Below are 12,658 nucleotides of genomic sequence, written 5' to 3'. Positions count from 1 at the left end.
GCACCTCTCTGCTGTTCGCGGACCGCGTGGCCCGTCGTGCTCGCGCTCGCCGACGGGCCGGGCGGCCCGCCATGCCGGCGCGCCACCGGGGCGTACGCGCCCGGTGGCTGCGCAGAGCGTAACGCGCGGCGCGGGCGGCGGCCCCGGCGGCGCACCGACGCCGATGGCCCACGGGACGGCGCCGATGGTGTTGACTTGTCCGGTGGCGAGGGGCAGAACGACATCGCATCAGGAAGGACCGGGGCATTCCCGGCGTAACCTCCTGCGCGCCGGGGCGCTGGTCGCCCTCGGGGGCACGGCCGTGCCGCTGACCGGCTGTGATCTTTTCGACCGGCACGATCCCTCCCCGCCGCCGGACCCGCTGGAGCCGCTCGCGGCCGAGTCGGCCGCCCTGGAGGCCCGGCACCGGGCGGCCCTGGCCGCCAGCCCCGACCTGGCCGGGCGGCTGACCCCGATCGCCGACGCGCACCGGGCGCACGCCGAGGAGCTGCGGCGGGTGATCGGCCGGCCCGCGCCCGGCGGCTCCCCGGCCGCCTCGCCCACCCCGGCCGGCACCGACCCCGCCGGGCTGCTGGCCGGGCTGCGCACGGCGGAGCAGCAGGGCCGGGAGAACGCGGCGAAGGCCTGCGCCGCCGCCCCCGCGGAGCGGGCCGCCCTGCTCGGCTCGATCGCCGCCGCCCGGGCGACCCACGTGGAGGCACTGAAGTGATGCCGCGCACCGCACCGACCGGCGGGCCGACCCAGGCCCTCGCCGACGCGCTCACCGCCGAGTACGCGGCCATCTGGGCGTACGGGGTGATCGGCGTGCACCTGGCCGACGCCGCCCGGCGGTCCGCCCGGGCCGCCGAGGCGGCGCACCGGGCCCGGCGCGACGCGCTGATCCTCCAGCTCAGCGCCAACGGCGGCCAGGTGCCGGCGGACCGCGCCGGCTACGCCCTGCCGTACCCGGTGACCGACCGGGCCAGCGCGCTGCGGCTGGCCGTCGAGATCGAGGAGCGCGCCGCCGGGCACTGGCGGGCGGCCCTGCCGCACACCACCGGCGCGGACCGCAACCGGGCGCTGGCCGCGCTGACCGACTGCGCGCTGCGGGCGACCCGGTGGCGCCGGACCGCCGGCGTGACTCCGGTCACCGTGGCCTTCCCCGGCCGCCCGGGCTGACCGGCCGGGCACCCGCTCCGGTTGCGGCCCGCATACCAGGTATGCATACTCCACGCCATGTCCATCCGTCACGGCCTGCTCGCGCTGCTCGAACGCGGCCAGATGTACGGCTACCAGCTGCGCGCCGCGTTCGAGGAGTCGACCGGCTCCACCTGGCCGCTGAACATCGGGCAGGTCTACACCACGCTCGCCCGGCTGGAACGCGACGGACTGGTCCGGTCCCTGCCGGAGAGCGAGGGCGGGCAGCGGCCGTACGAGATCACCGCCGCCGGGCGGGCCGACCTGACCCTCTGGTTCGCCACCCCGATCAGCCGCGCCGACCGGCCCCGCGACGAGCTGTCGATCAAGCTGGCGCTGGCGCTGACCACACCCGGGGTGGACGTCCGGGCGGTGGTGCAGACCCAGCGCACCGCCACCATGCGCGCGTTGCAGGAGTACACCCGGCTCAAGTACGCCAGCGACAAGCCCGAGGACCTGCCCTGGCGGCTGGTGCTGGACGCGATGATCTTCCAGGCCGAGGCGGAGGTCCGCTGGCTCGACCACTGCGAGACCAGCCTGGTCCGCCACCGCCCGGCACCGAACCGGCCCACCGGCCGACCCGAGGCGGTGGAGCGGACCGACGAGGCGGCCCGCCGGTGAACCCCGCCGCGCCCCGGCGGAGGACGGAGGGACCACGGTGAGCGTGGTGCTCGAACTGCGGGACGTGCACCGCACCCACGGCACCGGGGCGGCGGCCGTGCACGCGCTGCGCGGGATCGCGCTGACCGTGCGGGCCGGTGAGCTGGTGGCGGTGATGGGCCCGTCCGGCTCCGGCAAGTCGACCCTGCTCGCGCTGGCCGGCGGCCTGGACCGTCCGACCGCGGGCGAGGTGCTGGTCGAGGGGGAGGCGCTCGGCGCGCTGCGCGCCCGCGAGCTGGCCCGGCTGCGCCGCCGCCGGATCGGGTACGTGTTCCAGGACCTGAACCTGCTGGGCAGCCTCACCGCGGTGGAGAACGTGGCGCTCCCGCTGGAACTCGACGGGACCGGCGTCCGGGCGGCCCGCCGCGCGGCGCTGGCCGCGCTCGACGAGGTCGGGGTGGCGGCCCTGGCCGACCGGTTCCCCGACCAGATGTCCGGCGGCCAGCAGCAGCGGGTCGCCATCGCCCGGGCGCTGGTCGGCGAGCGCCGCCTGGTCCTCGCCGACGAGCCGACCGGGGCGCTCGACTCGCAGACCGGGGAGGCGGTGCTGCACCTGCTGCGCCGGCGGGTGGACGCGGGCGCGGCCGGGGTGCTGGTCACCCACGAGGCCCGGCACGCGGGCTGGGCCGACCGGGTGGTGTTCCTGCGCGACGGTGACCTGGTCGACTCGACCGCGCCGCTGGTCGGCGTCGAACACCTGCTCAGCGGCAGCGGGCGGTGAACCGGGGCCGGACCGCCGCCGCGCTCGGCTCGTGGCGGGCCGCGCTGCGGATCGCCCGCCGGGAGGCCCGCCGCGCCCGGCGACGCACAGTGCTGGTGCTGGCGATGATCGCGCTGCCCGTGCTGGGCCTGAGCTTCGTCGCCGCGAGCTACGACATGTCGGAGCTGACCCGCGCCGAGCAGCAGGAGCGGCGGCTCGGCGCGGCCGACGTCGAGCTGCGCTGGGTGGCCGAGGGGCCACAGGTGCAGGACGCCTGGGGCAGCAGCTACTGGCCGGTGCGGGAGGAGGAACCGCCCCGCACCCGGCCGGTCCGGGCGGAGGAACTGGGCGCGCTGCTGCCCGCCGGCAGCCGGCTGACCCGGGTGCGCTGGTGGACGCCGTTCTCGATCCGGGTCGGTGACCGCAGCGAGCCGATCGACGCCCGCGCCGTCGACCTGACCGACCCGATCGCCCGGCCGGCGGCCACCCTGCTGGCCGGGCGACGTCCGAGCGCCCCCGACGAGGTCGCGCTCAGCCCGCAGCTGCACCGCCGGCTCGGCGTACCCCTCGGTGGGGCGCTGCGCACGCCGGAGGGTGCCACCTACCGCGTGGTCGGGGTGGTGGAGTTCCCGGACGCCCTGCGGGAGCTGGTCGCGCTCCGCCCGGAGGCGGCCCGCGACACGGTGGACGTGCCGGACGAGAGCTGGCTGGTGGACCTGCCGGGGCCGGTCGACGAGGCGCTGGCGGACCGGCTCAACGCCCACGGCATCGTGCTGGCCGCCCGGGCCCCGCTGCCCGGCCGGTACGAATCCGACCTGGGGCCGGACCTGCCCGACGCCGAGCACGCCGGCAACGCCGTGCTGGTCGGCGGGCTCGGCCTGCTGGAGGTGGTGCTGCTGGTCGGCCCCGCCTTCGCGGTCGGCGTCCGCCGGCGACGCCGGGACCTGGCCCTGGTCGCGGTGGCCGGCGGGGACGCCGCGCACCTGCGGCGCATCGTGCTCGCCGACGGGGTGGTGCTCGGCGCCGGCGGGGCGGCGCTCGGGCTGCTGCTCGGCGTCGCCGCCGCGTTCGCCGGGCGGCCGCTGGTCGAGCAGTACGTGCTGCACGCCCGCTCCGGCGGGTACCGGGTCTTCCCGGCGGCGCTGGCCGCGATCGCCGGGGTGGCGGTGCTGGCCGGCGTGCTGGCCGCGCTCGCCCCGGCCTGGACGGCGGCCCGGCAGGACGTGGTGGCCGGACTGGCCGGCCGGCGGCAGCCACCCCGGCACCGGCCGCGCTGGCTGGTCCTCGGGGTGCTGCTGACCGTGGTCGGGGCGGCGCTGGCCGCGCTGGGCGCCACCCGGACCGCGCCGACCCTGGTGCTGTCCGGCGTGATCCTCGGCGAATTGGGCCTGGTCTTCGTCACCCCCGCCCTGGTCGGCCTGCTGGCCAGGGCCGGACGGCTGCTGCCGCTCGCCCCCCGGTTGGCGCTGCGCGACGCCAGCCGCAACCGCTCCCTGGCGGCCCCGGCCATCTCGGCGGTGATGGCGGCGGTGGCCGGCAGCGTGGCCCTCGGCGTCTACGTGGCCAGCGACGACGCCCGGAGCCGGGCGCTCTGGCAACCGGGCATCCCACCCGGACACGTGCTGCTGCTGCGCACCGGTGACCCGCTCGCGCCGCCGACGCCGTCGGCCACGGACCTCGCCGGGCAGGTCCGGGCCGTGCTGCCCGACGCCACGGTCGCCCCGATCGACCAGGCGGTCTGCGCCCCGCCCGCCGGGCTGGACGACTACTGCCTGGTCGAGGCGGTGCTGCCGGCCGACCGGCGCTGCCCGTACGGGCCGGTGGACGGTCCGGAACCGGGCGCCGCCGCCCCGGCCGCCCGCGACGACCCGCGCTGCGCCCGGGCGTTCCGCAGCGCGGACGGCTTCTACCTGCCCGCGTACCTGGACGACGGCAGCGCGCTGGGCCCGCTCACCGGCGCTCCGGCCGGAGAGATCGAGGCGGCCCGCCGGGCGTTGCGGGGCGGCGCGGTGGTGGTCAGCGATCCCCGGCTGGTGGTGGACGGCACGGTGACGGTCACGGTCAGCGTCGGCAACCGGACGACCGAGACCCGGCTGCCCGGCCACGTGCTGCACGGCGGAGTGGCGGTCGACCGGCTCGTCGTCCCGCCGTCCGCCGCGACCGCGCTCGGCGTCCGCGCCGAACGGGTGGGCTACGTGCTGGACTCGCCCCGACCGGTGGACGCGGCCCAGCGGCAGCGGCTCGCCGCCGCGCTGGCCCGCGCCGGCGCGCTGTCGGTGACGGTGGAGCCGGCCGGTCCACCCTCCCGGTACCGGTCGCTGCTGCTCCTGCTCTCGATCGGCGCGGGCGTGATCACGCTCGGCGCGGCGGCGGTGGCCACCGGCCTCGCCGCCGCCGAGGGCCGCCGGGACCTCTCCACCCTCGCCGCGGTCGGGGCCGATCCCCGGGTACGCCGGGTGCTCTCGCTCTGCCAGGCCGGCGTCATCGCGGTGCTCGGTTCGGCGCTCGGGCTGGCGGCCGGGCTCGGCTCGGCGGCCATCATCCTGCTCTCGCTGAACCGGCGCTACGCCGAGTCGTGGCCGGTGCAGGAGCCGTACCCGCTGGTGGTGCCGGGGCTGACCGTCGGGGTGCTGGTGGTGGTGCCGGTGGTGGCGATGGCCGGGGCGGCCCTGTTCACCCGCTCCCGGCTGCCGGTGGAACGCCGACTGGACTGAGCCGTCCGGGGGTGTCGTTCCCGGGCCGCAGCCGGCACACTGGGCTGGTGTCCACCCTGGGATCCCTCACCCGCCGTCTCGGTCACCAGAAGTGGTTCGCCGCCACCATGCGCCTGCTCGTCCCCGCCGACCGGCTGGTCGGCCGGCTGACCAAGGGCCGGGTGGTCGCCTTCGGGCTGATCCCCTCCCTGGTCATCACCACCACCGGCCGCCGCTCCGGCAAGCCCCGCAGCAACCCGCTGCTGTACGTGCCGGACGGCGACGGGTACGTGGTGATCGGGTCGAACTGGGGGCAGCAGCACCAGCCGGCCTGGTCGTTGAACCTGCTCGCACAGCCGGCCGCCGAGATCGACGTCAAGGGACGCCGGATCCCGGTCCACGCCGAGCTGATCACCGGCGAGGAGCGGGAGCGGCTCTTCGCCCGGCTGGTCGACGAGTGGCCCGCCTACCGGACGTACGTGGAACGGGCCGGTGGCCGGGAGATCCGGGTGTTCCGCCTGGTCCCGGTCGACGCCCCCGACCCGGCCTGACCGACCGCCATGGCCGCGCGGCCGGCCCGACCGACCCGCCGCCCGCCCGTCCGCGATCCGACCCGGTCGCCGGGCCGGCACGGCCGCGTGACCGGACCGACCGACCCGCCGGTCGCACCGCCCGCGAGCCGGGCCGGCGTGGTCGCCGGGAGGGCGTCCGGCGGCTGGCTAGGGTGGACCGGACGCATGCCCGGGTCGCCCACGGGCGGCCCGACCCCGTACCCCGGAGGTGGACCGTGGACACCGGCGACCCGGAGATCGACCGCCGCCTGGACGATCCCCGCTGGCGGGTCGCCGAGCGGGTGAGCGACGCCGCGCTGCGCCGGTTCCCCGCCGACCTGCTCGCCGTCGCGGTGCACGGGCCGTTGGCGCACGGCGACGACGACGGCGGCGGGGACAGCGAGGTCGGGTTGCTGCTGGTCACCTACCGGCCGGGCGGCGGGCCGACCCCGGCCACCCGGCGGGTGGACGGCGTGCTGGTCGATCTCACCGTCGCGGCGGCCGACGACTACCTGGGGCAGGCCCGCACGATCACCCCGCGTTGGCCGCTGGCCGCCGACCGCTACGTCACCACCCGGGCGCTGCACGACCCGACCGGCTGGTTGCGGACCCTGCGCGACGAGCACCTGGCCCGGCTGGCCCGGGCCCGGCCGGGCGAGTTCACCACCGCCGCCCGCCACGCCTGGTACCGGGGCAGCGCGGCACACGCCCGGGCGCTGCGGCTGGCCGAGTGGTACGAGACCGACCAGGCGCTGCTGATGCTCGGCGAGGCGCGGCTGGCCGCGGCCACCGTGCAGGGGCTGTTCAGCCGCACCTACTTCCGGGACCCGGGCGACGCGGTACGGCGTACCGGGCTGGCCGGCGCCGACATGACCGAGGTCGGCACGGTGCTGACCCGGCAGGCCGAGGAACTCGCCGCCCGGGGCCGCCCCGTCGACGGCACCGTCGACGACCTCCTCGCCGGCTGACCGCGCGCCCCGCCCGCTCCCGCTGTGCGGGCGCCTCTTTCACGGAAAGAGTGGTTATCCAGCCTCGGATAACCACTCTTTCCGTGAATCAGTGCGGGAGGAGCAGGGGTCAGCCGAGGCCGCCCTGGACGCCGATTAGGGTGCCGATGAGGTAGGTGGCGCCGGCTGCCAGGGCGCCGAGCAGGAACTGGCGCAGGCCGCCGGACCACCACGGCCGGTTGGTGAAGCGGGCGACGATCGCGCCGGCCACGAAGAGGCCCACCCCGCCGACGCCGAGCGCCAACCAGAGGCTGGTGAAGCCGATCAGGTAGGTCAGCAGCGGCACCAACGCGCCCACCGAGAAGCAGAGCAGCGAGGAGATCGCCGCGGCCCAGGGGCTGGGCTGCTCGTCCGGGTCGACGCCCAACTCCTCCCGGACGTGCATCCGCAGCGCCTCTTCCGGGTTGCGCCGGATCTCGTTGGCGACCTGGAGGGCCAGGTCCCGGGGCAGACCCCGGGCCACCCACGCCTCGGCCAGTTCCCGGGCCTCCGCCTCGGGGTGGCGCTCCAGCTCCCGCCGCTCCTTGGCCACCTCGGCGGCCACCTGCTCGTTGGCCGACCGGACGCTGGTGTACTCGCCCAGCCCCATCGAGATGGCGCCGGCGACCAGGCCGGCGGTGCCGGTGAGGATGACGCTGCGCGGCGAGACACCGCCGCCGCCGACGCCGGCGATCAGGGCGATGTTGGTGACCAGACCGTCCATCGCCCCGAACACGGCCGGCCGCAGCCAACCGCCGGACACGTCCGCGTGGTGCGCCTCGCGCAGCGCCGCCGGGGTCTCGGTCACGGCAGGGTCAGGATCTCGTAGCCGCCGTCGGTGACGACGATGGTGTGCTCGAACTGGGCCGTCCACCGGCGGTCCTTGGTGACCACGGTCCAGCCGTCGTCCCACATGTCGTACTGGTGGGTGCCGAGCGTGATCATCGGCTCGATGGTGAACGTCATGCCGGGCTCCATCACGTCGGTGGGACGCGGGCTGTCGTAGTGCGGGACGTACAGGCCGCTGTGGAAGGCCTCGCCGATGCCGTGGCCGGTGAAGTCGCGGACCACCCCGTAGCCGAAGCGCTTGGCGTACGACTCGATGACCCGGCCGATCACGTTGATCTGGCGGCCCGGGGCGACGGCCTTGATGCCGCGCATCATCGCCTCGTGGGTCCGCTCGACCAGCAGCCGGGCCTCCTCGCTCACCTCGCCGACGCAGAAGGTGGCGTCGGTGTCGCCGTGCACCCCGTTCAGGTACGCGGTGACGTCGACGTTGATGATGTCGCCGTCCTGCAGCACGGTGGAGTCGGGGATGCCGTGGCAGATCACCTCGTTGAGGCTGGTGCAGCAGGACTTCGGGAAGCCCCGGTAGCCCAGCGTCGACGGGTACGCGCCGTGGTCGCAGAGGAACTCGTGCACGACCCGGTCGATCTCGTCGGTGGTCACCCCCGGCTTGCAGTGCTCACCCGCGAGCTGGGTCGCCTGGGCGGCGAGGCGGCCGGCGACCCGCATCTTCTCGATGGTCTCCGGCGTCTGCACGTGCGAGCCGCGCCACTGCCGCGGGTTCTTCTTCCCCACGTACTCGGGGCGCGTGATGTGGGCGGGCACCGCTCGCCACGGGGAGAGCGTGCCGGGGGTCAGCGGCGCACGGACGGTCATGGCCACAGCCTATCGCCGCACCCCCGGGTGACCCCCGCCACGGCCCGTGCGGCCGGGTTGTTGCCGTGCCACAAGCAGTGTGCCATTGTTGCTCCGTGGATCAAGGGGGCGCACCTCCCGTCTTCTCCGTCACCGCGGAGCGCGACGACGACCACCTCAGCGTGGTGGTGACCGGCGAGGTCGACATGGCGACCGCCGACACCATGTTCCAGACCGCGCTCCGGGAGCCGGCCACCCGCCTCACCCTCGACCTGCGCGAGGTCACCTTCTTCGACTCGGCGGCGATCCACGCGGTGGTCCGCCTCGCCCAGCGCTTCCCGGGCACCCTGCGGGTGCTGCCGTCCCGTCAGGTACGCCGGGTGCTGGAGATCTCCGGCCTGGGCGACCAGGACTGGCTGGTCGAGAGCTGACCCGCCGGCCGGTCAGTCGGCCAGCCGGCGGCGCAGCGTCACCTCGGTGCCCGCCCCGGTCCGGGTGACCGAGAGTTCGCCGAGCGCCTGGATCAGCGCCAGCCCCCGGCCCCGGAAGCTCGACCCGCTCGACTCCCGCCAGCGGCCGCTGTCCCGGACCGTCGCGGTCACCGTCCGGTCGGCGATGGTCACCTCGACGTCGATGGTCGCCTCGGCCGGGTCCAGCGGGTGCTCGATGGCGTTGGCGGCGGCCTCGGAGATCGCCACGGTCAGGTCGAACAGGTCCGTCTCGCCGACCTGGTGCGCGACCAGGAAGTCCTCCAGCCGCTTGCGCAGCACGCTGAGCCGGGTCGGGTCGGCGGGCAGCCGCAGCGCGAACCGGTTCAGCTCGGCGGCCTCCAACGCCAGCACCGCCACGTCGTCGTGTCGGGCCCGGCCGGCCACCCGCTCGACCACCGCGTCGACCAGGTCGGCGACGTGCGCACCCCCGGCGGTCGCGTCCGACCGGAGCTGACTGAACCCGGCGTCGATGCCGAGCCGCCGGTCCTCGATCAGGCCGTCGGTGTAGAGCAGCAACCGACCGCCGGGGGCGATGCTGCCCTCGACGGTCCGGTACCCGGTCTGCGGTATCGCGCCGATCGGCGGCCCGAGCGCCCGGTCGTGCAGGTACGCCACCTCGTCCCCCTCGATGAGCAACGGTGACGGATGACCGGCGCTGGCGTAGCGGAGCCGACCGGTGTCCGGGGTGAACCAGAGGCAGAACACGGTGGCGAAGGAGCCGCCCTCGGTGGAGGTGACCAGGTGGTTGAGGCGGGTGAGCGCCGCCCCCGGGTCGAACCCCTCCAGCACGTACGCCCGCAGCGCGTTGCGGAGCTGTCCCATCGCCGCGGCGGCGCGCACGCCCTTGCCCACCACGTCGCCGATCACCAGCACCAGGTCGTCGTCCGGGGTGCGGATCACGTCGTACCAGTCGCCGCCGACCTCGACGTCCGCGCTGCCGGGCAGGTACCGGCTGGCCACCACCGCGCCGGGCAGTTGCGGCAACGTGCGCGGCAGCAGGCTGTGCTGCAGGGTGGTGGCGATGTGGTGCTCGGCCTCGTAGAGCTGGGCGTTCTCCAGCCGTACGCCGATCAGCCGGGCCAGTTCGGTGAGCGCCGCCTGTTCGGTGCCGCCGCCCTCGCGCCGCCACACCCGCAGCTCGCCGAGCTGCTCGCCGGTGGTGCCGGTCAGCGGCAGCACGGCCGACGGCTCGACCGGGGCGTCGCCGCCGCCGTCCGCCTCGTACCGGCTGCCGGTGGCGGTCACCACGACCCGGGCGGCCTCGGCGAGGCTGAGCGCGTGCCGGGCGGCGACCTGGACCACGTCGGCGGTGGTCCGGGCGGTGTTGATGGCGACCGCCGCGTCGGCGAGGGCCCGCAGCCGGCGGATGATCTGCCCGCGCAGCTGGCCCAGCTCGACGTTGGCGCGGACCCGGGCGATCAGCTCCTGGCTGGAGAAGGGCTTGGTGAGGTAGTCGTCGGCGCCGACGGCGAGCCCGGCGACCTCCTCGGCGGAGCCGGCCCGGGCGGAGAGCAGCACGATCGGCACGTGCCGGGTGACCGGGTTCGCGCGCAGCGCGGTGACCAGGCCGAACCCGTCCAGCCGAGGCATCATCACGTCGGTCAGCACCAGGTCGAACGGGGTGTCCACGGCCAGCCGCAGCGCCTCCACCCCGTCCGGCACGGCGACCACCTCGTACGCCGGGGAGAGCAGCCGGCCGACGTGCTCGCGCAGGTCGGCGTTGTCGTCGGCGAGCAGGATCCGGCCGGAGCCGGAGGGCGCGGCGGTCGGCTCGGGCAGCCCGGCGGGGCGGCTCACATCGTCGGTCCAGAGCGCGGTCTCGGCGACGTAGAGGCGGGCCTGCTCCGGCTCGCTGAGCGGGACGGGCGCGAGCGCGGCGACCCGGTCGGCGGGCAGGTGCCCGTACCCGAACGGGACGGTGACCGTGAAGGTGGTGCCCCGCTCCACGACGCTGCCGGCCCGGACCGTGCCGCCGTGCATCTCGACCAGCTCGCGGACCAGGGCCAGGCCGATGCCGGTGCCCTCGTGGGTACGCGACCGCGCGCCCGCGACCCGGTGGAACCGTTCGAAGACCTGAGGCAGCTCCTCGGGCGCGATTCCGACGCCGGTGTCGGAGACCTCCAGCACCGCGCCGCGCTCGCCGGCCCCGATCCGCACCCGGATCTCGCCCTCGAAGGTGAACTTGACGGCGTTGGAGATCAGGTTGAGGACGATCTTCTCCCACATGTCCCGGTCGACGTAGACCGGCGCGGGCAGCGGTGGGCACTCGACGACCAGGCGCAGCCCGGCCCGTTCGGTGGCCGAGCGGAAGGTGCTGGCCAGCCGGGCGGTGTAGTCGGCCAGGTCGGTGGGCTGGTAGCGGGCGGCCAGCCGGCCGGACTCCAGCCGGGAGAAGTCGAGCACGGTGTTGACCAGCTTGAGCAGCCGCAGCGCGTTGCGGTGCATCATGCCCAGCCGCTCGGTGTGCGACGGGGAGAGCGTCGGATCGGCGAGCATGTCCTCCAGCGGGCCGAGGACCAGGGTGAGCGGGGTGCGGAACTCGTGGCTGACGTTGGCGAAGAAGTTCGTCTTGGCCCGGTCCAGCGCGGCCAGCTCGGCGGCGCGGGCCCGCTCCTGCTCGTACGCCCGCTGCTTGCCGACCGCCCGGGAGACCTGGGCGGCGACCAGCTCCACGAAGTCGCGGTAGTCGTCGCTGAACGGGAGCCGGCGGGCCACCCCGAGCAGCAGCACGCCGGCCGGTTCGTTGGTGGCGGTCAGCGGCAGCACCAGGGCGTGGTCGGCGGCGTCCGGCGGCACCTCGCCGAGCAGGTCGGCGACGGTCACCCAGCGGGCGTGTTCGACGCTCTCGGCGCCCGGCTCGGGCGGCCCGTCGGTGAGCGCGCCCGGCTGCACGCCCGAGCAGCCGGCCAGCGCCGGGGTGCCGTTCTCGTCGTGCAGCCAGATGGCGCTGAACGGCACGTCCGCGCGGTGGGCGTCGAGCACCCGGGCGGTGGTCCGGCCCAGCTCCACGGTGCTCCGCACGTCGGCCAGCTCGGAGCCCAGCTCGGCCAGCGTGCGCAGCCGGCGTTCGCCGAGCACCCGGCCGGTGGTCTCCTGGACGAAGCAGAAGATTCCGTTGACGCCGCCGTCGGCGTCGCGGATCGGGTCGTAGGAGATGTCGAAGTAGACGTCCTCCAGGAAGCCGTGCCGGTTGATCACGAAGGGGTGGTTGTCGCCCCGGTACGGCACCCCGGTGCGGCGCACCCCGTCCAGGAGCGGCCCGAGCACGTCCCAGGTCTCCACCCAGTAGTCGCGGGCGGGCTGGCCGAGCACCGCGGGGTGCTTGTCGCCGATCGTGGGCCGGTAGGCGTCGTTGTAGAAGGTCAGGTGGTCCGCGCCCCAGAAGACCACCATCTGGGCCTGGGAGGCGAGCATGGTGCTCATCGCGTGGGCGAGCGCCGGGGGCCAGCTGTCCGGGGTGCCGAGCGCAGTGGTGGACCAGTCGAAGGCGCGCAGCCGTTCGCCCATCTGACCGCCGGCGGCGAAGGCCGCGGTCAGCAGCGCCGGAAGTCGCGCGTCGGCGGTCCCCGAGGACGCGCGACGCCCGTCCTCGCCCCCCTGGGCCGAGCCCATGCAGCCTCCTGCTCCGGCCTACCTCACGACGGTCGGCGCGTGCACGCCGACCGTCCCCGCGTACTACCCCGACGGAGCAGCAACGTAACGCATCCGCGTCCGCGGTCGCTGGTTACCTCTGCCTCATCCTGTCGTAACCGACGGCCGA

At 75.7% G+C, this 12,658-nt stretch carries 11 protein-coding genes; 8 read left to right on the top strand and 3 right to left on the bottom strand.

The annotated features are described in order from the left end of the window. Positions 1-184: 184 nt before the first annotated feature. From GA0070611_RS30050 to GA0070611_RS30020, 7 genes are all read left to right on the top strand, one after another. Positions 185-709, top strand: coding sequence for a hypothetical protein (locus tag GA0070611_RS30050; protein WP_407940397.1), 525 nt, complete (start codon positions 185-187; stop codon positions 707-709). After that, complete coding sequence (locus GA0070611_RS30045) at positions 709-1,158, top strand: ferritin-like domain-containing protein (RefSeq protein ID WP_091671877.1); 450 nt, start codon at positions 709-711, stop codon at positions 1,156-1,158. The genes GA0070611_RS30050 and GA0070611_RS30045 overlap by 1 nt, the downstream gene beginning before the upstream one ends. Before the next feature lie 57 nt (positions 1,159-1,215). After that, the gene (locus tag GA0070611_RS30040) at positions 1,216-1,797 is read left to right on the top strand and encodes a PadR family transcriptional regulator (RefSeq protein WP_091671874.1); all 582 of its coding nucleotides are present in this window, start codon (positions 1,216-1,218) and stop codon (positions 1,795-1,797) included. 43 nt (positions 1,798-1,840) lie between these two features. After that, positions 1,841-2,557 (top strand): ABC transporter ATP-binding protein, encoded by a 717-nt coding sequence (locus GA0070611_RS30035; RefSeq protein ID WP_197676052.1) that lies wholly within the window; start codon positions 1,841-1,843, stop codon positions 2,555-2,557. Next, a complete protein-coding gene (locus GA0070611_RS30030; RefSeq protein WP_091671869.1) occupies positions 2,554-5,250 on the top strand; it encodes an FtsX-like permease family protein in 2,697 nt (898 codons plus the stop codon). The genes GA0070611_RS30035 and GA0070611_RS30030 overlap by 4 nt, the downstream gene beginning before the upstream one ends. A gap of 47 nt (positions 5,251-5,297) precedes the next feature. Then, positions 5,298-5,780 (top strand): nitroreductase family deazaflavin-dependent oxidoreductase, encoded by a 483-nt coding sequence (locus tag GA0070611_RS30025; protein WP_091673676.1) that lies wholly within the window; start codon positions 5,298-5,300, stop codon positions 5,778-5,780. Between the two features lie 236 nt (positions 5,781-6,016). Beyond that, positions 6,017-6,748: a nucleotidyltransferase domain-containing protein gene (locus tag GA0070611_RS30020; protein WP_231921267.1), complete on the top strand. Its 732-nt coding sequence runs from the start codon at positions 6,017-6,019 to the stop codon at positions 6,746-6,748. A gap of 109 nt (positions 6,749-6,857) precedes the next feature. Here the strand turns inward: GA0070611_RS30020 and GA0070611_RS30015 are convergent, their stop codons facing one another. Together GA0070611_RS30015 and map are read right to left on the bottom strand one after the other, a co-directional pair. Next, positions 6,858-7,574 (bottom strand): VIT1/CCC1 transporter family protein, encoded by a 717-nt coding sequence (locus tag GA0070611_RS30015; protein WP_091671867.1) that lies wholly within the window; start codon positions 7,572-7,574, stop codon positions 6,858-6,860. Further along, on the bottom strand, positions 7,571-8,428 hold the full coding sequence (map, locus tag GA0070611_RS30010; RefSeq protein WP_091671865.1) for a type I methionyl aminopeptidase: 858 nt from the start codon (positions 8,426-8,428) through the stop codon (positions 7,571-7,573). Before map ends, GA0070611_RS30015 begins: the two co-directional genes overlap by 4 nt. Before the next feature lie 95 nt (positions 8,429-8,523). On the opposite strand from map, the gene GA0070611_RS30005 reads away from it, so the two are divergent. Next, complete coding sequence (locus GA0070611_RS30005; protein WP_231921266.1) at positions 8,524-8,838, top strand: STAS domain-containing protein; 315 nt, start codon at positions 8,524-8,526, stop codon at positions 8,836-8,838. Positions 8,839-8,850: 12 nt separating this feature from the next. Here GA0070611_RS30005 and GA0070611_RS30000 read toward each other — a convergent pair whose 3' ends face one another. Then, positions 8,851-12,510 (bottom strand): SpoIIE family protein phosphatase, encoded by a 3,660-nt coding sequence (locus GA0070611_RS30000; protein WP_091671860.1) that lies wholly within the window; start codon positions 12,508-12,510, stop codon positions 8,851-8,853. Positions 12,511-12,658: the final 148 nt, after the last annotated feature.

This window comes from Micromonospora auratinigra (genome assembly GCF_900089595.1).
GTDB lineage: Bacteria > Actinomycetota > Actinomycetes > Mycobacteriales > Micromonosporaceae > Micromonospora > Micromonospora auratinigra.
Note: the sequence above shows the minus strand (reverse complement) of the source record. Positions and strands in the feature narration are given on the sequence as shown.

Bases quoted from the DNA above. Each gene is read 5' to 3' on its own strand.
- GA0070611_RS30050 (WP_407940397.1), top strand. From the start codon at position 185: ATGGTGTTGACTTGTCCGGTGGCGAGGGGCAGAACGACATCGCATCAG.
- GA0070611_RS30045 (WP_091671877.1), top strand. From the start codon at position 709: ATGCCGCGCACCGCACCGACCGGCGGGCCGACCCAGGCCCTCGCCGAC.
- GA0070611_RS30040 (WP_091671874.1), top strand. From the start codon at position 1,216: ATGTCCATCCGTCACGGCCTGCTCGCGCTGCTCGAACGCGGCCAGATG.
- map (WP_091671865.1), bottom strand. From the start codon at position 8,428: ATGACCGTCCGTGCGCCGCTGACCCCCGGCACGCTCTCCCCGTGGCGA.
- GA0070611_RS30000 (WP_091671860.1), bottom strand. From the start codon at position 12,510: ATGGGCTCGGCCCAGGGGGGCGAGGACGGGCGTCGCGCGTCCTCGGGG.